The sequence below is a fragment of the Kitasatospora sp. NPDC054795 genome (assembly GCF_053611565.1).
In genome coordinates this window covers 85375-102490 of record NZ_JBSHAP010000012.1, presented here as the reverse complement: position 1 = coordinate 102490, position 17116 = coordinate 85375, and the positions used below count along the sequence as shown (strand labels likewise).

Genomic DNA, 17116 nt, shown 5'->3' with positions numbered 1-17116 from the left:
TTTGAAATTCTCTTCTTCGTGTCCCGCCTCCGCGGGGCCGGACTTTTAATTTGCCGGGCGCCGGCCCGCCCGGCGGCTTCGCGGGGGTGTGTCCCCCCCCGGGCCCGGAGCGGGGTCAGATCCGGGCCAGGTAGCCGTTCTCGACCAGCCAGAGCACGTTCGGCCTGGCCGGGCCGCCGGGCAGCAGGGCGCCGTCGAGCTGGTACTGGAGGCCCCAGCCTGGCTGGTTGAACCACGGCGCGATCGGGCCGGCGTGCACCGTGAAGGCCTTGACCACCTTGTAGTCGTGGTAGTTGCAGGCGGCCGGCGGGTTGCTGTCCAGGCTCTGCGGCGGGAGCGCGCGGTTGGCGTAGGGCAGGCCCTCGGGGGCGAGGTAGGCGCCGTACTCGCTGCCGTAGCGGTCGATGTTCTGGTTCGGGTACAGCGTGAGGTCGAACTCGATCGGGCTGCCGTCGGGCAGGGTGACGTAGCCGTCGGCCGGCGGGTAGATCCAGCCGCCCTTGCCGCCGTTGCCGGCCGGGTCGTAGTACTGGGCCAGGAAGGTCTGGTCGCTCGCACCGCCGGTGCGCTGGTAGCCGGCGAGCTGGCGGCCGACCGGGCCGGTGGTCGGGAGGTCGGCGGGGCCGAGGCGGGCGTCGTCGTGGTGGAAGGCGGCGGAGCACTGGTCGGAGGGGGTGGCCGCCGGAGCCGCGAGGGCGGCGGGGGTGCTCACGGCGGTGAGGGCGGCGGCCGCGGCGAGCGGCGCGACGAGCAGGCGAAGGCGAAGGCGCACGGTGTCTCCGTCGAACGGGTCAGCGGTCGAAAAGGGAGCCACGGAGGGGCGTTGTACTCACCCTCCGTGGCTGGTTCGACACCAGGCAATCGGATCTTCTGATCATTCGTCAATATGATCCGTACGACTGCTCGTTCGACTGCGCGGATTCCGCCGAACCCGGGACAGCGGGGCCTCCCGTCCAGGAGGATGGGCGGCCCGGCGCCACCGGGTCACCTCCCCGGGTCACTTCCCCGGGGCGACCCGCCCGAGCAGGTGGAGCAGCCGGTCGAGGGCGTCCTTGGAGTTCGGCTCGGTCAGGTTGACCATCAGCCGGAACGCCACCTTCAGCAGCGCCGGGTGGCCGAGCCCGGCGGCCCCGGCCGCGCCGAGCAGCTTCGGGCGGCCCAGCAGGTCGGCGGCGAGGCGGCCGAGCGCGAAGTAGCCGGCGTACGCGGAGCGCAGCGCCTGCGGGTAGGCGCGCAGGGCGAGTTCGCGGCCGCGGTCGGTGCGGCGGGCGAGGGCCTGGACGATGGTCTCGGCGGCGAACCGGCCGGACTCCATCGCGTAGGCGATGCCCTCGCCGGTCCCCGGGCTGACCGTGCCGCCCGCGTCGCCGACCAGCAGCAGGCCGTCGGCGTAGTGGGGCCGGCGGTTGAGGCCCATCGGCAGGGCGGCGCCGCGGATCGGCTCGGTGACCCCGTCGGGGGTGTAGCCGTACTCCGGGGGCAGGCCGTCGCACCAGCGGCGCAGCAGTTCCCGCCAGTCCACCTCGGTCCCGGCGGTGTCGAGGACCCCGAGGCCGACGTTGGCGGTGCCGTCGCCCATGCCGAACACCCAGGCGTAGCCGGGCAGCAGGCCCCGGGCCGGGTCGTCGGGGTCGCGCAGGTCGAGCCAGGCCTCCAGGTAGCGGTCGTCATGGCGCGGGGTGGTGAAGTACGTCCGGTACGCGACGCCCACCGCGCGGTCGGTACGGCGGTAGCGCTTCATCGCCACCGACAGCCGGGTGGAGTTGCCGTCGGCGGCGACCACGACCGGGGCCCGGTAGGCGACCGGCCGGCGCTCCTCCCCCGACCTGGCGGTGACGCCGGTGATCCGGCCGGTCCGCTCGTCCAGCAGCGGGCCCGTCACAGTGACGCGTTCGACCAGCCGGGCACCGGCCGAGGCGGCCTTGCGGGCGAGCAGTTCGTCGAAGTCGGCACGGCGCCGGACCAGTCCGTACCCGGGGTAGGCGGAGAGCTCGGGCCAGTCGAACTCCAGCGAGCGGCGCCCGGAGATCAGCCGCAGGCCCCGGTTGTGCAGCCAGCCGGCGTCCTCGGAGACGTCGATGCCGAGGTCGGTCAGCTGCTTGACGGCGCGCGGGGTGAGGCCGTCGCCGCAGACCTTCTCGCGCGGGAAGGCGGACTTCTCCAGCAGCAGGACGTCCAGCCCGGTCCGGGCGAGGTGGGCGGCGGCGGTGGAGCCCGCCGGTCCGGCGCCGACCACGATGACGTCGGCGCTCTCCGCGGCCCGGACGGCCTCCTCGTCCCTGTCGGTCTCCTCGGGCCGGACGGTCCGCTCGGGTCGGACGGTCTGCTCTGGGCCGGGCATCGCACTCTCCCACGGGTCGGATCGGCTGTACTCGCGACGGATTCCTCGGACTGGGCGGTTCCGGACGGACGATAGAGAACCCCGGCACCCGCCCGCCGCCCCGACACGCAGGCCGCCGCCGCGAACCGGTCAATACCGGCCACCACGGCCGTCCGGGTTCACCCACCGGACCGGGGAGCGGAGTCGGCCGCTCGGGCCGCTCGGGCCGCTCGGGCCGCTCGGCACCATGACAAGCGGGCGATCGAGTACCTGCGGGGCGCGCCGCGGCCGGGCCGCGGCGCCATTGAGCCCCTGGCCCGCGAGCAGCTGCGGGACCAGGGGCTCCTTGTCGTTCCACGGTGCGCACCCCCTGGCCAGGGGGTTCACCGGCGGTCGCACCGGATTCGACGAGGGGCCCCGGCCACGGGGGCGGCCCGGGGACCCTCACCCGGTACCACGGCCGCCGCCGCCCCACGGGTTCACCCATGGCCCCACCAGCCCCACCAGTCCCACCAGCCCTGCTGGCCACACCAGCCACACCGGGCCCACGCGGTCCGCGCGGTCCGGCCCCGGGAACGCCGGAAGCCCCTGGCCGCACGGGGGAACGGGCCAGGGGCTTCCACTCCGGACTACGGATGGCGGGCCCTCACGGGTTCAACGCCAGCACCACGTACCCCGCCAGCACCGCCAGGTGCACCGCGCCCTGGAGCGGGGTCGCCCGGCGCGGGATGACCGTCAGGGTGAGCAGCATGATCGTCAGGGTCAGCAGCACCATGTGCGCCGGGTCGAGGCCGAGTACGAGGGGGCCGGAGAGCCAGCTGGAGGCGATCGCGACCGCCGGGATGGTCAGGCCGATGCTGGCGAGCGCCGAGCCGAGGGCGAGGTTGAGGCTGGTCTGCACCCGGTTGCGGACGGCCGCGCGAAGCGCCGCGATGGTCTCCGGCAGCAGCACCATCAGGGCGATCACCACGCCGACGACCGCGTGCGGGAGCCCGGCGTCGTCCACCGCCTTCTCGATGGTCGGCGACACGCCCTTGGCCAGGCCCACCACCGCCACCAGGGCGACGGCGAGCAGCAGCAGGCTGACCCCGGCGGCCCGGACGGTCGGCGGGGAGGCGTGCTCCTCCTCGTCCAGCACCCGGCCCTCGGGGGTGACGGGCAGGAAGTAGTCCCGGTGCCGGATGGTCTGGGTGGCCACGAACAGCCCGTACACCACCAGCGAGGCGGTGGCCGCGAAGGTGAGCTGGGTGGTGGAGAACTGCGGGCCGGGCGAGCTGGTGGTGAAGGTCGGCAGCACGAGGCTGAGGGTCGCGAGGGTGGCGATGCAGGCGACCGCGGCGCCGGTGCCCTCCGCGTTGAACACGGCGGTCCGGTACTTGACGGCAGCGACCACGATGGACAGTCCGAGGATGCCGTTGCAGGTGATCATCACGGCGGCGAAGACGGTGTCCCGGGCCAGCGTGGAGGACTTGTCCCCGCCGTCGGCCATCAGCGTCACGATCAGCGCGACCTCGATCACGGTGACCGCCACCGCGAGGACCAGTGACCCGAACGGCTCCCCCGACCAGTGCGCGATGACCTCGGCGTGGTGCACGGCGGACAGTACGGCGCCCACCAGGAAGCAGGCGACCACCGCCACCACCCAGCCGGGCAGTTCCTTGTGCCAGGTCAGGGCGAGGACGAGGAACGACACCACCGGAACGACGACGGTCCATTGCGCGACGGCCGCGCGGAGCTTCGTGATCATGCCGCCGAGGATCCCAGACCGAAGGCCCGTCACCCGGGTGCCCGCGCCGGGATTCGTAGGGATGTGGCATAACCCATCCCCTTTCGCTCCATCACCCTCCGTAGTCGCGAAGGTACTGAAGCACTTTGTCGACATGGCGCCGCACCCGCTCCGGCACGCCCCCGGCGGCCACCACGGTCTTGTCACTGGTGCGGTAGGCCGCCGCGACCAGGGCGGGCAGGTCGCGGGTGAGGCCGCGGTGCTTTATCTGCTGGTCGAGCCAGCAGACGTAGTTGCCCATCGCGGCGATCGCGTCGCCCGGGTCCCAGTACGACTTGGCGCCGGGGTGGGTGGCGGCCTTGCCCCAGGCCTCGAAGACCGAGGGCGTCCACATCGCGATGCCGTACTCGCCGGTTTCCGGGCGGGCCGCGTTCGGATCGAAGCCGCTCTCGGCCCTCAGCATGGCGGCCAGCAGCACGGGGGTGACCTCCGGCTCGGGGCAGCGCCGCGCCGCGGTCTCGATCATTCCCCGGTAGGCCGGCGGGACGTCCGAGCCGGCCGGGATCGCACCGGGCGGCGGGGGCACCGCGCGGTGGGCGGCGCCCGGCCCGCCCGGCTCCGGTCCGCCGGTCAGGGCGAGGACGGCGAGCCCGCAGGCCAGCAGGCCCGCACCGGCCCGGACGGCGGCGCGGCGGCGCCGGCCCGGCGGGGTGGCGGCCCGGGCGACCAGCAGGGCCAGCCCGATCCGGGTCCGCTCCTCCCGTCCGGGGGCGAGGCAGGCGGTGACCACGGGCCGCCAGCGCGCCGGCAGCGCCTCGTCCAGCCGCAGCGGCGCGGCGCCCCGCGCGTACGCCTGGGCTGCCAGCGAGCGGGCCCGGGCGGTCGCGCCGAGGAAGGGGTGCAGGCCTCCGGTGAGCAGCTGGTGGGCGATCACGCCGAAGGCCCAGACGTCGGCACTGGGGCGCACCGCGACGCCGCGGGCGCCGGTGCGCTCGGACCACCACTCGGGCGGGACGTGGTCGGGCGAGCCGAGCGGAGGGGCGTAGGCGTGGGTGCCCTCCAGCTCGGCGGTGAGGCCGAAGTCGGCGATCTTGGCGGTGCCGTCGGGCATCAGCAGGACATTGGCCGGTTTCAGGTCCCCGTGCACCCAGCCGGCCCGGTGCATGTGGGTCAGCCCGGCGCAGACCTCGGTCAGGATGCGTTCGGCGCCGGGCACCGCCGTACCGGGGCGGGCCTCGGCCAGCAGGTCCTGGAGGCTGCGGGCGGCGCGTTCCATCACCAGGGCGACGGCACCGTCGAGCGCCGGGTGGTCCGGGTCCTCGACGGTGGCCACGGCGAAGGTGCGGATCAGGTGGGGATGGTCGGCGCGGCGGCTGAAGCGCTGCTCGCTGCGGGCCATCCGGGCCACGGTCCGGCGCTGGCCGGGGCTGAACCGGGCCGCACCGAGGATCTTGACGGCGGCCGGGCCGCCGTCGGGGCCCTCGGCGGCGTGCACGCTGCCCCAGGCGCCCGCGCCGAGGAAGGCGCCGAGGCGGTAGCCGGCGATCGGGTAACCCGCCGGGACCTCGAACGGCGGGCCACCGGGCGCGGTCCCGCCGCCGGGCGGCTCGGACTCCGGCCCGGGCGGGGCGGCGGGCGTCACGGCCGGGCGGCCGGGCGCCGGGGCGGGAGCAGCGCGAGGTGCTCCTCCCGGACGAGGTCGAACCTCAGCGCCAGCGCCACCAGTTCCTCGCGCTTTCCGCCGCCAGGGCCCTCCTCGTACGGCTCGCGCAGCCGCAGCTTGGTCGCCACCAGGTAGTCGATGTGGTAGTTGACCGCCGAGCGGCTCAGTCCGCGGCAGCCGGGCAGGGCGCGCAGCCGGGCGAGCACCTCGGTCACCCCGGGGACGGCCGCGGCCGAGGGCGAGCGCAGTCTGGGCTCGCAGAGCGCGAGCAGGACCAGGAAGTACTTGGCGGTCGGGTCCAGGGCGAACGGGCTGACGGTGCGCTCGCCCTCGGCGCCGGCGGGCCGGCCGTCGAGGTAGGCGTGCTGCGGGGCGAAGACCTTGAAGACGGCGGGCCCGCCGAGGGCGGGCAGCAGCACCCGGGAGAGTTCGAACGGGACGGGCGCGCCGATCCGGCCGGGCGCGACCTTGACGTGCTCCCCCGCGCCTTCCAGGTTCTCCACCACGTAGGTGGCCGAGGTGCTGAAGTTGGACAGCCGCCAGTAGTCCTCGGCCGCGACCACCTCCCCCGCCCGGCGGGAGACGCCCTGGTCGGGCAGCGGGATGGGGACCGGCCGGCCGGGCTCCCCGCGCCCGAACACCGCGGTCTCGCCCGGGCCCATCCGCAGCAGGCCGGGGGTTTCGCCGGGCGCCACCTCGGGCCCCGGGCCGGGAAGTTGCACGATGACCGTGTCGACGCGGCACCTCCGTGGGATCGGGTCGATGCTATCCGTCCGATTCGCCCCCGGGGGCAACCCGCCACCCGGATGGGCGAGTGGGGCACCGGGGGAATCGCCAACCCCGCCGGGCCGTGGGCGGGTTGCCGATGTCACCCGCCGCTTCCCGATGAACTGATCGTCCGCCAGGACTGGAGTTGTCCGCGTGCTGAACGGGTGGCGAATGGTTGCAGGATGTAGTTGAACCGTCACCATGAGTGTGACGCAACGCACACGCGCCGAGTTCACAATATGTGCAAGACTCATCTCAAGGAGTGAGATTCCCTTAATTTCCAAGGAGGTTCGCATCATGCGCGCTCGGATCGCAGCTGCAGTCATGGCGGCGGCAGGGATAGCCGGCCTGTCGGCGGCCCCGGCCACAGCGGCCGCGGCGACGTCCGGCACCGACGGCGCGGCCTGCGCCGCGGTGCTCAACCGGCCCTGCGTCTCGCACCAGGCCGACGGCGAGGGCATCGTGGGTGTCGCCCGGGTCAGCGCCGACCGGGGCCAGTTGACGCTGGTTCGGGTCGAGATCCGCACCCAGGCCGCCTGGGGCAGCCCGTGGAGGACGGTCGCCTCCGCGACCACCGTGCAGTTCGGCTCCGCCGAGGCGGTCACCCCGCGGGTGACCGCCACCGGCCCCCGCGTGATCTGCGCGACCGCCGGCCCCGCGCTGGACGTCGCCCAGCAGGTCACCACCTGTACCAACCCGTTCTGACCGCGGGGCCGCCGAGGCGCCGCACCCGCCCACCCACTCCGTCCGTACGACCGGGCAGCCGTCCGGACGACCGGTGAGCGGGAAGCCGTAGAGGACACGAGCACCGGGCCGGCCGTCGGGACATCCCCCGACGGCCGGCCCCGGCCGTTCCCACCTGGCAGAACGGGCAGGGGCGGAAGATCGCCCGCCAGTCGGACCCGGGTGGACCTGGGGCACCCCTTCACGGCAAACTGGTCTAGACCTCGGAGGTCTAGACCTCAGACTCGCCTCAGAACGGTGGACCCAGTATGGAAATCGTGATCGTCCCTGACGCCCGTGCGGCCGGCGACCTCATCGCCGCGGCGATCACCGATCTGCTGACCGACAAGCCCGACGCCCTGCTCGGCGTCGCGACCGGCTCGACCCCGCTGCCGATCTACCAGGCCCTGGCCGAGCGGGTCCGCGACGGCCGACTGGACGCCGCCGAGGCGCGCATCTGTCAGCTGGACGAGTACGTCGGCCTGCCCGCCGGCCACCCCGAGTCGTACCGGTCGGTGGTGCTGCGCGAGGTCGTGGAGCCGCTCGGCCTGACCGAGGACTCCTTCCTGGGCCCGGACGGCAACGCGTCCGACATCGCCGCGGCGGCCGTCGCCTACGACCGCGCGCTGGCCGAGGCCGGCGGCGTCGACCTCCAGCTGCTCGGCATCGGCACGGACGGCCACATCGGCTTCAACGAGCCCTGCTCCTCGCTCTCCTCCCGGACCCGGATCAAGACCCTCACCCGGCAGACCCGGGTGGACAACGCCCGCTTCTTCGACAGCATCGACGAGGTCCCGCACCACGTCATCACCCAGGGCATCGGCACCATCCTGGAGGCCCGCCACCTGGTGCTGCTCGCCACCGGCGAGGCCAAGGCCGAGGCCGTCGCGCTCGCCGTCGAGGGCCCGCTGTCCGCGGTCGTCCCCGCCTCGGCGCTCCAGCTGCACCCGCACGCCACCGTGGTGGTGGACGAGGCGGCCGCCTCCCGCCTCAAGCTCGCCGACTACTTCCGCGACACCTACGCGGCCAAGCCGGCCTGGCAGAAGCTCTGACCACTCCCGGGCGGCACCCCTGACGGGCCGGGGTGCCGGCCGCCGACTCCCCTCGGTGGCCGGCGCCCCGGCCGCTTCGCGTCCGGCGCGACTCCGGTGACCTCGCGCAGCGAGAGCGGAACGGTCTCGGCGCACTGGTGGCCGGGGGTCAGCACCAACGCGTGGTCGCCCGGTTCGAGCAGCACCTGCACGGCGAGGTTGAGCCCCTCCTGGGCGCCGCCGAAGCAGATCACGTCGTCCTCGCCGACCTGCTCGTACATCCCGGCGACGGCGCGGCGCAGCCCGGGGTCGCCGAAGGTCTCGGTGCAGCCGAGGGCCAGGGTGCCCAGGCCTCGCGGTCCTCGGGACCGGCCAGGGCGAGCAGTTCGGCCATCGTCATGGTCTGCGCGTCGGAGGCGGTGAGGTGGTACCGGGCGGTGAACTCCCGGTGCGAGAAGTGGGTTTCGAGCCGGAAGTCGGCGAGCCGGGTCACTGGTGGTACTCCTTGGCGGGGCCCGCCGGGTGCTGCTTGAGCTCGGCGAGCAGGCTGTACGCGGTGGAGCGGGAGATCCGCAGCGCGGTGGCGACGACCGGGACGGCGCGCCGGACGGCGAACACCCCGGCCCGGTCGAGTTCGGTCAGGACGGCGAGCCGGTCCTCGCGGGTGAACCGCTCCAACGGGCGGCCCCGGTCGCGGACGTACCCGCCGACCACGTCGTTGATCCGCTCGGTCCAGTCGCGCTCGAAGAGCGGTTCGGGGCGCGGCGCGGTGGGGGCGGCGAAGCCGGCCAGCAGGGCGGCGGCCTGCTCCAGCGGGCCCCGGTCGAGGTTGACGCAGAGCACCGCCGTCGGCTTTCCGGTCTCGTCGCGCAGCACGGCGCTGACCGAGGAGAGCCGCCGGCCGTCGGGCAGCAGCTTCTCGTAGGGGCCGTAGACGTCGGGGGCGGAGGGGTCGATCCCGTCCAGTTCGCCGAGCAGCGAGGGGTCGCCGGGGGCCCGCGGGGTCATCGGGTTCCAGATGGCGAGGACCCGGTCGGTGGCGGTGTCGTGCAGCACCACCTCGGCGTACGGGCCGAGCAGCAGGGCCACGGCGCGGCAGACCGGGGACCACGTCGCCACGCGTGGGTCGGGGTTTTCCACAGGCATGATCGGACAGTACGTCCGGGCCGGACGCTTCGTCCAGACCTTTTGCGCACCGGGCCCCGCCGAAGGATCTCGGCGGGGCCCGGTGCGGCTGCCCGTGCGCGGCGGGCGCTACTTGCAGGTGATCAGCAGCCCCAGGATCGCGGAGCAGCTGCGGGTGGCCCGGCTGGTGGCGGGCGACGGGTCGGCGGGCGCGCCGGCGGTGCGGGCCACAGTGACGTCCCAGCTGCGGAGCAGCGAGAACAGGCCGACCCCGACCGAGAAGTGCCGGGTGGTGCTCGCGCCCTTGGCCAGTGGCGCGGTCAGCGCGCAGCTGAGCTTCCCGGCGGCGACGGTGCAGTCGCCGGAGGTCGTGGTCAGTCCGGCGGGCAGGTCGGCGGTGACGGTGGCCGCGGCGACCGGGTCGGGGCCCTGGCCGGTGAGGGTGACGGTGTAGTCGACCCGGCTGGAGAGCAGCCCGGCCACCGGGGTCGCGGTGAGCGCGACGCCCAGGTGGGCGGCGGGGGCGGTATAGGTGAAGCGGTCGGCGGCGACGGCCGCGCTGGTGCCGCCGGGCCCGGTGACCCGCACGTCCACGGGCCCGGTGACGGTGGTCGCGGGGGCGGTCGCGGTGCAGCTGGTCCGGGTGCAGCTGAACGAGGCCGCGGCGCCGGCCGCGCCGAAGGTCACGGCGGTGGCGCCGGCCAGGTCGGTGCCGGTGACGGTCACCGTGGTGCCGCCCGTCCCGGAGCCACCGTTGGGGCTGATCGCGGTCACGTCCGGCACCGGCAGCGGGAAGTCCACCACGTCGACGGAGTTGCCGGTGAAGTCGGCGAGGTAGCCGCGCCGCCCGTCGGCGGTCAGGGCCAGGCTGTACGGAGCGGCGCCCACCGGGACGGTCGCGGTGACCGTCCGGCTCGCGGTGTCCACCACGCTCAGGGTGCTGTCGGCGTAGTTGGAGACGTAGGCCGCCGCGCCGTCCGGGGAGAGGGTCACGGCGTAGGGGCCGGAGCCGACCGCGACGGTGCCGAGGACCGTGCCGGCCGCGGTGTCGATCACCGCGGCGGTGCCGTCGTCGCCGTCGGCGGCCCACAGCCGGGTGCCGTCCGGGCTGAGCGCGAGCCCGAAGGCTCCGTGGCCGACCGCGACGGTGCCGCTCACCGTGCCGCTCACGGTGTCGACCACGGTGACGGCCTTGTCCCCGGAGGCGGCGACGTACAGCCGCGCGCCGTCCGCGGAGACGGCCAGCCCGTGCGGTTCGGCGCCGACCGGCACGGTCGCGGTCACGGTGCCGGACGACGTGTCCAGCACGCTCACCGTGTTGGCGGCGGCGTTGCTCACGTAGGCCCGGGAGCCGTCCGGCGCGAGGGCGAGGCCCCAGGGCTGGGCGCCGACCGGGACGGTCGCGGTGACGGAATTGGTCGCGGTGTCCACGACGCTGACGGTGTTGTCCAGGTGGTGCGTCAGGTAGGCCCGGTGCCCGTCGCGCGACACGGCGACGGCGTAGGAGCCGCTCCCGGCGGTGAAGGTGCCGGACACGGTGTTGGTCGCGGTGTCCAGCACGCTGACGGCGCCGCCGCTCTGGCTGGTCACGTAGGCGTGGCCGCCGTCCGGCGTCAGCGCGACGCCCGCCGGGTAGGGCGCCACCGCCACGTGCGCGGCGACGGCCGGCGGCGGCGTGACGGCCTCGGCCGTCGCGGGCAGCGACAGCAGTGCGGCCGTGGTCGCGACTGTCGCGGCCACGGCCGTCCGGGCACGGAATGCGCGGGGTATGCGGGGTGCACGGGATGTGCGGAGTGTTCTCATGGATCTCTCCAGCCGCTCGGCACGTACGGGTGGTGCGGATGTGGTGGTGTTCGGAGCAGGGGGAAGCGTAGGAGCCTCTCTGACTTTCCGTCAGGGAGTGACTGCTAATGTCGCCAAATGTTCAGATCCGATCGCAGCGCGACACAGCCAGGCCCGGCATCCGCCTCCCCGAGGGCAACGTGACCACGGTCTCGGTCGGAGTCGTGCAGAAAATTGGAGTTGGAGAGTCGTATTCGGTAGCGTTCCGAACGTGAGGCTGACCAAGAGCACCGACATCGCCCTGCGGATCGCCATGCGACTGGCCGTCCTGGGCGAGGGCGACAACCCGACCACCCGCGAGGTGGCCGAGTCGGTCGGTGTGCCGTACACCCACGCGGCGAAGGTGGTCAGCCGGCTGCAGCACCTGGGGGTGGTGGAGGCCCGGCGCGGTCGCGGCGGCGGGCTGATGCTCACCTTCGCCGGGCGCACCGGCTCGCTCGGACTGCTGCTGCGGGAGCTGGAGGGGGTCGGCGACGTGGTCGGCTGCGAGGACGACCCGCCGTGCCCGCTGCGGGCCGCGTGCCGGCTGCGCGGGGCGCTGCGGAACGCCCAGGAGGCGTTCTTCGCGGCGCTCGACCACCTCTCCGTCGCCGACCTGGTGGCCTCCCCCACCGGACCGGTCCTGCTCAGCCTCACCACCGGACCCCCTGACACCGCCGGACCCACCGGCTGATCAGCCCACCCGGGGCCGCGCACCTCTTTGCGGCCTTTAATGCGAATCTCAGATACCAATAAGGAGTCGTCTGATGCTGTCCGCGAAGTCCGCCGAGGTCATCGAGGCCACCCTGCCCGTCGTGGGCGCCGCCATCGGGGACATCACCCCGCGCTTCTACGACCGGATGTTCGCCGCGCACCCGGAGCTGCTGCGCGACCTCTTCAACCGGGGCAACCAGGCCAACGGCAGCCAGCGCGAGGCCCTGGCCGGCTCGATAGCCGCCTTCGCCACCGCCCTGATCGCCAACCCGGACCAGCGGCCGGACGCGATGCTCGCCCGCATCGCCCACAAGCACGTCTCCGTCGGCATCGCCGACGACCAGTACAAGATCGTCCACGAGCACCTGTTCGCCGCCATCGTCGAGGTGCTCGGCGAGGCCGTCACCCCCGAGGTCGCCGCCGCCTGGGACGAGGTCTACTGGCTGATGGCCAACGCGCTGATCGCCGTCGAGGACCGGCTGCGCGCCGAGGCCGCCGCCGGCGGCGACCCGGCCGACCTGTGGCGCCCCTGCACCGTGGTCGCCCGCGTCCAGGAGACCGAGGCCGTCACCACCTACCTGGTCCGCCCGACCGACGGCCGTCCGGTGCCGGCCTTCCGCCCCGGCCAGTACGTCTCCGTACGCACCGAACTGGCCGACGGCGCCCACCAGATCCGCCAGTACAGCCTCTCCGGCGGCGCCGACGGCGCGCTGCGCTTCAGCGTCAAGCGCGAGGACGGCGGCGAGGTCTCCGGCCACCTGCACGACCACCTGAAGGCCGGCGACCCGATCGACCTGGCGCCCCCGCTGGGCGACATCGCGCTGGCCGACGGCGACGGGCCGGTACTGCTCGCCTCCGCCGGCATCGGCAACACCCCGATGACCGCCATGCTCGACCACCTGGCCACCACCGGCTCCACCCGGCGGATCGTCTCCGTGCACGGCGACCGCGACCAGCTGAGCCACGCCTTCCGGGCCGAGCTGGCACGGCTCACCGGCACGCTGCCGAACGCCACCTCGCACGTCTTCTACGAGCAGCCGCTCGGCGAGTGGCCGGCCGAGCGCACCGGCCTGGTGGACCTCTCCAGCGTCGAGGTCCCGGCCGGCACCACCGCCTACCTGTGCGGCCCGCTCCCCTTCCTGCGCGCCGTCCGCGAGCAGCTGCTGACCGCGGGCGTCCCGGCGGCGGACATCCACTACGAGGTGTTCGGCCCGGACCTCTGGCTCGGTGCCTGAGGCCCCGAGGCCCCGAGGCCCCGAGGCCCTGAAGCCCGGCCCGGGGCCGAGGTCCCGGGCCGGGGTCCCCCCGCGGCACCGGTCCGCTCGGTACGATCACGAGCAACCCGGTGCCGTTCGGCTTCCGGCGCCCTCCGCACGTCCGTACACCGGTACGTCCGGCGGGAGTTCGGCAGAAGGGAGCCCGGATGCGGGTCGCGCTGTTCGCCACCTGCGTCAACGACGCGCTGTTCCCCGCCACCGCGGTGGCCACCGTCCGGCTGCTGGAACGGCTCGGCGTGACGGTGGACTTCCCCGCCGGGCAGACCTGCTGCGGTCAGCCGCAGTACAACACCGGCTACCGCAGGGCCTGCGAGCCGCTGGTCCGGCGGACCGCGAAGGCCTTCGCCGGGTACGACCACGTGGTGACGCCCTCCGGCTCCTGCGTGGCGATGGTCCGGGACAACTACCCTCGGATCGGCGCCCGGGCCGCCGCCGAGGGCCGGGGCACCGAACTCGCCGACCTGGCCACCGGCCTGGTGCCCCGGGTGGTCGAACTGACCGAGTTCCTCACCGACGTGCTCGGCGTCGAGGACGTCGGCGCGTACTTCCCGCACACCGTCACCTACCACCCGTCCTGCCACGGCCTGCGCCTGCTCGGCCTCGGAGAGCGCCCGCGCCGGCTGCTCGGCGCCGTCGAGGGCCTGGAACTGGTCGAGCTGCCCGGGGCCGAGGAGTGCTGCGGTTTCGGCGGCACCTTCGCGGTCAAGAACGCGGCGGTCTCGGCGGCCATGGCCGAGGACAAGCTCGCCAACGCGCTCGGCACCGGCGCCCGGGTTCTTTGCGGCGCCGACAACTCCTGCCTGCTGCACCTCGGCGGCACCCTGCGCCGCACCGGGGCGCCCCTGCGACCGCTGCACCTGGCGGAGATCCTGGCCAGTACCGAGGAGCACCCCTGGAGGCCGTCCGCATGAGCGCGCGCAGCGAGCGGACCGGGAACCCGGCCGGCACCTACCTCGGCATGCCCGCCTTCCCGCAGGCCGCCGCCGGGGCCGTACGGGACGAGGGGCTGCGCGCCAACCTCCGGCACGCCACCCGCACCATCCGGGACAAGCGGGCCCGGGCCGTCGCCGAACTCGCCGACTGGGCGGAGCTGCGCGCCGCCGGGAAGGCGATCAAGGACCACACGCTGCGCCACCTCGACCGCTACCTGGTCCAGTTGGAGGAGACCGTCACGGCGGCCGGCGGCACCGTGCACTGGGCCGCCGACGCCGAGGAGGCCAACCGGATCGTCGCCGGGCTGGTCCGGGCCACCGGACGGACGGAGGTGGTCAAGGTCAAGTCGATGGCCACCCAGGAGATCGAGCTCAACGAGGCGCTGGCGGCCGAGGGGATCACCGCCTACGAGACCGATCTCGCCGAACTGATCGTGCAGTTGGGCGACGACCGGCCCTCGCACATCCTGGTGCCGGCGATCCACCGCAACCGGGCCGAGATCCGGGAGATCTTCGCCGACCGGATGGCCTCCTGGGGCCGCCCGGCGCCCACGGGCCTCACCGACTCCCCCGCCGAACTCGCCGAGGCCGCCCGGCTGCACCTGCGGGAGAAGTTCCTGCGCGCCGAAGTCGCCGTCTCCGGCGCCAACTTCATGGTCGCCGAGACCGGCACCCTGGTGGTGGTCGAGTCCGAGGGCAACGGCCGGATGTGCCTCACCCTGCCGCGGACCCTGATCTCCGTGGTCGGCATCGAGAAGGTCGTGCCGACCTGGCGGGACCTGGAGGTCTTCCTCCAGCTGCTCCCCCGCTCCTCCACCGCCGAGCGGATGAACCCGTACACCTCGCTGTGGACCGGGACGACCGAGGGCGACGGCCCGTCCGAGTTCCACCTGGTGCTGCTGGACAACGGCCGCACCGCCGCGCTCGCCGACCCGGTCGGCCGCCAGGCGCTGCGCTGCATCCGCTGCTCGGCCTGCCTCAACGTCTGCCCGGTGTACGAGCGGGCCGGCGGACACGCCTACGGCTCGGTCTACCCGGGGCCGATCGGTGCCGTCCTGACACCCCAACTGCGCGGCACCGCGAGCGCGGTGGACGCCTCGCTGCCGTACGCCTCCTCGCTCTGCGGGGCCTGCTACGAGGTCTGCCCGGTGGCGATCGACATCCCCGAGGTGCTGGTGCACCTGCGCGAGCGGGTCGTCGAGCAGGGCGGACACCCCCTGGAGCGGGCGGCGATGGCGGCGGCCGGCTTCGTGCTGGACCACCCCGCGGCGCTCACCGCCGCCGAGCGACTGGCCGGGCGCACCCGCGCACTGCACCCGCGCCGGCTGCCCGGGCCCGGGCGGGCCTGGACCGACAGCCGGGACCTGCCGGAGGTGCCCGCCGAACCGTTCCGCGACTGGTGGCGGAGGAACCGCACATGACCGCACCCGACCGCACGCGATCCGGCAGCCCTTCCGGCTCGCGGGAGTTGATCCTCGGCCGGATCCGGGCCGCGCTCGGCGACACCGCCGGGATGGCCGAACAGCCGCCGCCCCGCGACTACCTGACGGCGCACGTGCCGACGGACGACCCGGCGGCGCTGCTCGACCTGCTGCACCGCAACCTGGCCGACTACCGGGCCCTGGTGCACCGCTGCCGCGAGGACGAACTGCCGCGGCTGATCGCCCGGTTGCTGGTCGGGCGGGGCAGCCGGACGGTCGTGGTGCCGGCCGGTCTGCCGCCCGGCTGGCTCGCCACCGCCGAGGCCGAGGGGGTCACGCTCCTCCCGGACGACGGGACGCCCACCGCCGCCCGGCTGGACTCCGCGGACAGCGTGGTGACCGGCTGCGCGCTGGCCGTCGCCGAGACCGGGACGATCGTGCTGGACGCCGGTCCGGGTCAGGGCCGGCGGCTGCTCTCGCTCGTCCCCGACCACCACGTCTGCGTGGTGCGGGCGCCGGAGCAGGTCGTCGCCTCGGTGCCGCTCGCCCTGCCGCGGCTCGATCCGGTGCGCCCGCAGACCTGGATCTCGGGGCCGTCCGCCACCAGCGACATCGAACTGGACCGGGTGGAGGGGGTGCACGGGCCGCGCACCCTGGAGGTGCTGCTGGTCACGGCGGCGGAACGGGACGCCGGGTAGGGCGGGTCACCGCGGCCTGAGCTCCAGGGTGCAGCACTTCGCCCCGCCGCCGCCCTTCAGCAGCTCCGAGACGTCCACCGGGACCGGCTGGTAGCCGTGTTCGGCCAGACGGCCGGCCAGGTTCTTGGCCGCCTCCGGCAGCAGCACCCGGCGGCCGTCCGAGACCGCGTTGAGCCCGAACACCTCGGCGTCGGCCCGGTCGGCGAGGACCGCGTCCGGGTACAGCGCGCGCAGCACCGAGCGGCTGTCGGCGTCGAACGCCTCCGGGTAGTACATGACGTGGTCGTCGGCGAGCACCGCCAGCGCGGTGTCCAGGTGGTAGAAGCGCGGGTCGACCAGGGTCAGGCTGACCACCGGGACGCCGAACAGCTCCCCGGCCTCGGCGTGCGCGGCGCGCGAGGTGCGGAAGCCCGTCCCGGCGAGCACCCGGCGGCCCACCACCAGGTGGTCGCCCTCGCCCTCGTTGACGTGCCCGGCCCGGCGCACCTCGCGGTAGCCGTGCTCGCGGAACCAGGCCAGGTAGGCCTCCGACTCGGCGGCCCGCTCCGGGTGGCGGAAGGTGGCGACCAGGGCCCGGCCGTCCAGCACGGTGGCACCGTTGGCGGCGTACACCATGTCGGGCAGGCCGGGCACCGGGTCGATCAGCTCGACGGTGTGGCCGAGCCGGCGGTACGTCCAGTAGAGCCGCTCCCACTGGCGCAGGGCGAGCGCGGTGTCGGTGGGCTGGGACGGGTCCATCCACGGGTTGATCGCGTAGTCCACGGTGAAGTGCGTCGGCCGGCACATCAGGTAGCGCCGCGGCCGGGCCTGGCGCTCCGGTGTCTGCGTGAGCATGACTCAACCATCCTTGGATCGCGGGGAGTTCGTCGCACGGAGTTCGGGGTTCGCGAGGCCGAA

General features: G+C 74.3%; 17 protein-coding genes. 7 read left to right on the top strand and 10 right to left on the bottom strand.

The features are described 5' to 3' along the window. Positions 1 to 115: 115 nt before the first annotated feature. The 5 genes from ACWGJO_RS06770 to ACWGJO_RS06750 all read right to left on the bottom strand — a co-directional run bounded on the left by ACWGJO_RS06770 (position 116) and on the right by ACWGJO_RS06750 (position 6464). Positions 116 to 772, bottom strand: coding sequence for a TNT domain-containing protein (locus ACWGJO_RS06770; RefSeq protein WP_359899340.1), 657 nt, complete (start codon positions 770 to 772; stop codon positions 116 to 118). Positions 773 to 997: 225 nt separating this feature from the next. Continuing rightward, positions 998 to 2341: a geranylgeranyl reductase family protein gene (locus ACWGJO_RS06765; protein ID WP_452182499.1), complete on the bottom strand. Its 1344-nt coding sequence runs from the start codon at positions 2339 to 2341 to the stop codon at positions 998 to 1000. A gap of 625 nt (positions 2342 to 2966) precedes the next feature. Next, on the bottom strand, positions 2967 to 4067 hold the full coding sequence (locus ACWGJO_RS06760) for a calcium:proton antiporter (RefSeq protein ID WP_359899343.1): 1101 nt from the start codon (positions 4065 to 4067) through the stop codon (positions 2967 to 2969). A gap of 91 nt (positions 4068 to 4158) precedes the next feature. Beyond that, the gene (locus ACWGJO_RS06755) at positions 4159 to 5688 is read right to left on the bottom strand and encodes a serine/threonine-protein kinase (protein WP_452182498.1); all 1530 of its coding nucleotides are present in this window, start codon (positions 5686 to 5688) and stop codon (positions 4159 to 4161) included. Further along, entirely contained in the window at positions 5685 to 6464 is a 780-nt protein-coding gene (locus ACWGJO_RS06750; RefSeq protein ID WP_452182507.1) for a serine/threonine protein kinase, read from the bottom strand. The genes ACWGJO_RS06755 and ACWGJO_RS06750 overlap by 4 nt, the downstream gene beginning before the upstream one ends. A gap of 310 nt (positions 6465 to 6774) precedes the next feature. Here ACWGJO_RS06750 and ACWGJO_RS06745 point away from each other — a divergent pair, with 310 nt between their 5' ends. Both ACWGJO_RS06745 and nagB read left to right on the top strand, forming a co-directional pair. After that, the gene (locus ACWGJO_RS06745; protein ID WP_452182497.1) at positions 6775 to 7182 is read left to right on the top strand and encodes a hypothetical protein; all 408 of its coding nucleotides are present in this window, start codon (positions 6775 to 6777) and stop codon (positions 7180 to 7182) included. Positions 7183 to 7469: 287 nt separating this feature from the next. Beyond that, positions 7470 to 8252, top strand: a complete 783-nt coding sequence (nagB, locus tag ACWGJO_RS06740) for a glucosamine-6-phosphate deaminase (RefSeq protein ID WP_359899350.1) — start codon at positions 7470 to 7472, stop codon at positions 8250 to 8252. Here nagB and ACWGJO_RS06735 read toward each other — a convergent pair. From ACWGJO_RS06735 to ACWGJO_RS06720, 4 genes are all read right to left on the bottom strand, one after another. Further along, positions 8219 to 8512, bottom strand: a complete 294-nt coding sequence (locus tag ACWGJO_RS06735) for a hypothetical protein (protein WP_452182496.1) — start codon at positions 8510 to 8512, stop codon at positions 8219 to 8221. The two genes, nagB and ACWGJO_RS06735, sit on opposite strands and share 34 nt — an antisense overlap. Next, positions 8482 to 8724, bottom strand: coding sequence for a hypothetical protein (locus tag ACWGJO_RS06730; RefSeq protein ID WP_452182495.1), 243 nt, complete (start codon positions 8722 to 8724; stop codon positions 8482 to 8484). The genes ACWGJO_RS06735 and ACWGJO_RS06730 overlap by 31 nt, the downstream gene beginning before the upstream one ends. Then, positions 8721 to 9377 carry a helix-turn-helix transcriptional regulator gene (locus tag ACWGJO_RS06725; protein ID WP_452182494.1) on the bottom strand — a complete coding sequence of 219 codons (657 nt, stop codon included), beginning with the start codon at positions 9375 to 9377 and terminating at the stop codon, positions 8721 to 8723. The genes ACWGJO_RS06730 and ACWGJO_RS06725 overlap by 4 nt, the downstream gene beginning before the upstream one ends. A gap of 108 nt (positions 9378 to 9485) precedes the next feature. Beyond that, on the bottom strand, positions 9486 to 11096 hold the full coding sequence (locus tag ACWGJO_RS06720; protein ID WP_452182493.1) for a beta-propeller fold lactonase family protein: 1611 nt from the start codon (positions 11094 to 11096) through the stop codon (positions 9486 to 9488). A gap of 313 nt (positions 11097 to 11409) precedes the next feature. Here ACWGJO_RS06720 and ACWGJO_RS06715 point away from each other — a divergent pair, with 313 nt between their 5' ends. The 5 genes from ACWGJO_RS06715 (at position 11410) to ACWGJO_RS06695 (ending at position 16219) form a co-directional block, all read left to right on the top strand. Further along, positions 11410 to 11871, top strand: a complete 462-nt coding sequence (locus ACWGJO_RS06715; RefSeq protein WP_359899358.1) for an RrF2 family transcriptional regulator — start codon at positions 11410 to 11412, stop codon at positions 11869 to 11871. A 73-nt stretch (positions 11872 to 11944) separates the two neighbouring features. Beyond that, positions 11945 to 13126, top strand: a complete 1182-nt coding sequence (locus ACWGJO_RS06710; protein ID WP_452182492.1) for a globin domain-containing protein — start codon at positions 11945 to 11947, stop codon at positions 13124 to 13126. Between the two features lie 188 nt (positions 13127 to 13314). Further along, entirely contained in the window at positions 13315 to 14079 is a 765-nt protein-coding gene (locus tag ACWGJO_RS06705; RefSeq protein WP_452182490.1) for a (Fe-S)-binding protein, read from the top strand. Beyond that, positions 14076 to 15521 (top strand): lactate utilization protein B, encoded by a 1446-nt coding sequence (locus ACWGJO_RS06700; protein ID WP_452182489.1) that lies wholly within the window; start codon positions 14076 to 14078, stop codon positions 15519 to 15521. Before ACWGJO_RS06705 ends, ACWGJO_RS06700 begins: the two co-directional genes overlap by 4 nt. Further along, the gene (locus ACWGJO_RS06695) at positions 15518 to 16219 is read left to right on the top strand and encodes a LutC/YkgG family protein (protein ID WP_452182488.1); all 702 of its coding nucleotides are present in this window, start codon (positions 15518 to 15520) and stop codon (positions 16217 to 16219) included. The genes ACWGJO_RS06700 and ACWGJO_RS06695 overlap by 4 nt, the downstream gene beginning before the upstream one ends. Positions 16220 to 16225: 6 nt before the next feature. Here ACWGJO_RS06695 and ddaH read toward each other — a convergent pair whose 3' ends face one another. Next, complete coding sequence (gene ddaH, locus ACWGJO_RS06690) at positions 16226 to 17053, bottom strand: dimethylargininase (protein WP_380549444.1); 828 nt, start codon at positions 17051 to 17053, stop codon at positions 16226 to 16228. Between the last annotated feature and the right edge of the window lie 63 nt (positions 17054 to 17116).

What these genes read in the sequence shown, in the direction of transcription:
- ACWGJO_RS06765 (WP_452182499.1), bottom strand. Translation starts at nt 2,341, where the DNA reads ATGCCCGGCCCAGAGCAGACCGTCCGACCCGAGCGGACCGTCCGGCCC.
- ACWGJO_RS06760 (WP_359899343.1), bottom strand. Translation starts at nt 4,067, where the DNA reads ATGATCACGAAGCTCCGCGCGGCCGTCGCGCAATGGACCGTCGTCGTT.
- ACWGJO_RS06745 (WP_452182497.1), top strand. Translation starts at nt 6,775, where the DNA reads ATGCGCGCTCGGATCGCAGCTGCAGTCATGGCGGCGGCAGGGATAGCC.
- nagB (WP_359899350.1), top strand. Translation starts at nt 7,470, where the DNA reads ATGGAAATCGTGATCGTCCCTGACGCCCGTGCGGCCGGCGACCTCATC.
- ACWGJO_RS06735 (WP_452182496.1), bottom strand. Translation starts at nt 8,512, where the DNA reads ATGTACGAGCAGGTCGGCGAGGACGACGTGATCTGCTTCGGCGGCGCC.
- ACWGJO_RS06725 (WP_452182494.1), bottom strand. Translation starts at nt 9,377, where the DNA reads ATGCCTGTGGAAAACCCCGACCCACGCGTGGCGACGTGGTCCCCGGTC.
- ACWGJO_RS06710 (WP_452182492.1), top strand. Translation starts at nt 11,945, where the DNA reads ATGCTGTCCGCGAAGTCCGCCGAGGTCATCGAGGCCACCCTGCCCGTC.
- ACWGJO_RS06705 (WP_452182490.1), top strand. Translation starts at nt 13,315, where the DNA reads ATGCGGGTCGCGCTGTTCGCCACCTGCGTCAACGACGCGCTGTTCCCC.
- ACWGJO_RS06700 (WP_452182489.1), top strand. Translation starts at nt 14,076, where the DNA reads ATGAGCGCGCGCAGCGAGCGGACCGGGAACCCGGCCGGCACCTACCTC.
- ACWGJO_RS06695 (WP_452182488.1), top strand. Translation starts at nt 15,518, where the DNA reads ATGACCGCACCCGACCGCACGCGATCCGGCAGCCCTTCCGGCTCGCGG.
- ddaH (WP_380549444.1), bottom strand. Translation starts at nt 17,053, where the DNA reads ATGCTCACGCAGACACCGGAGCGCCAGGCCCGGCCGCGGCGCTACCTG.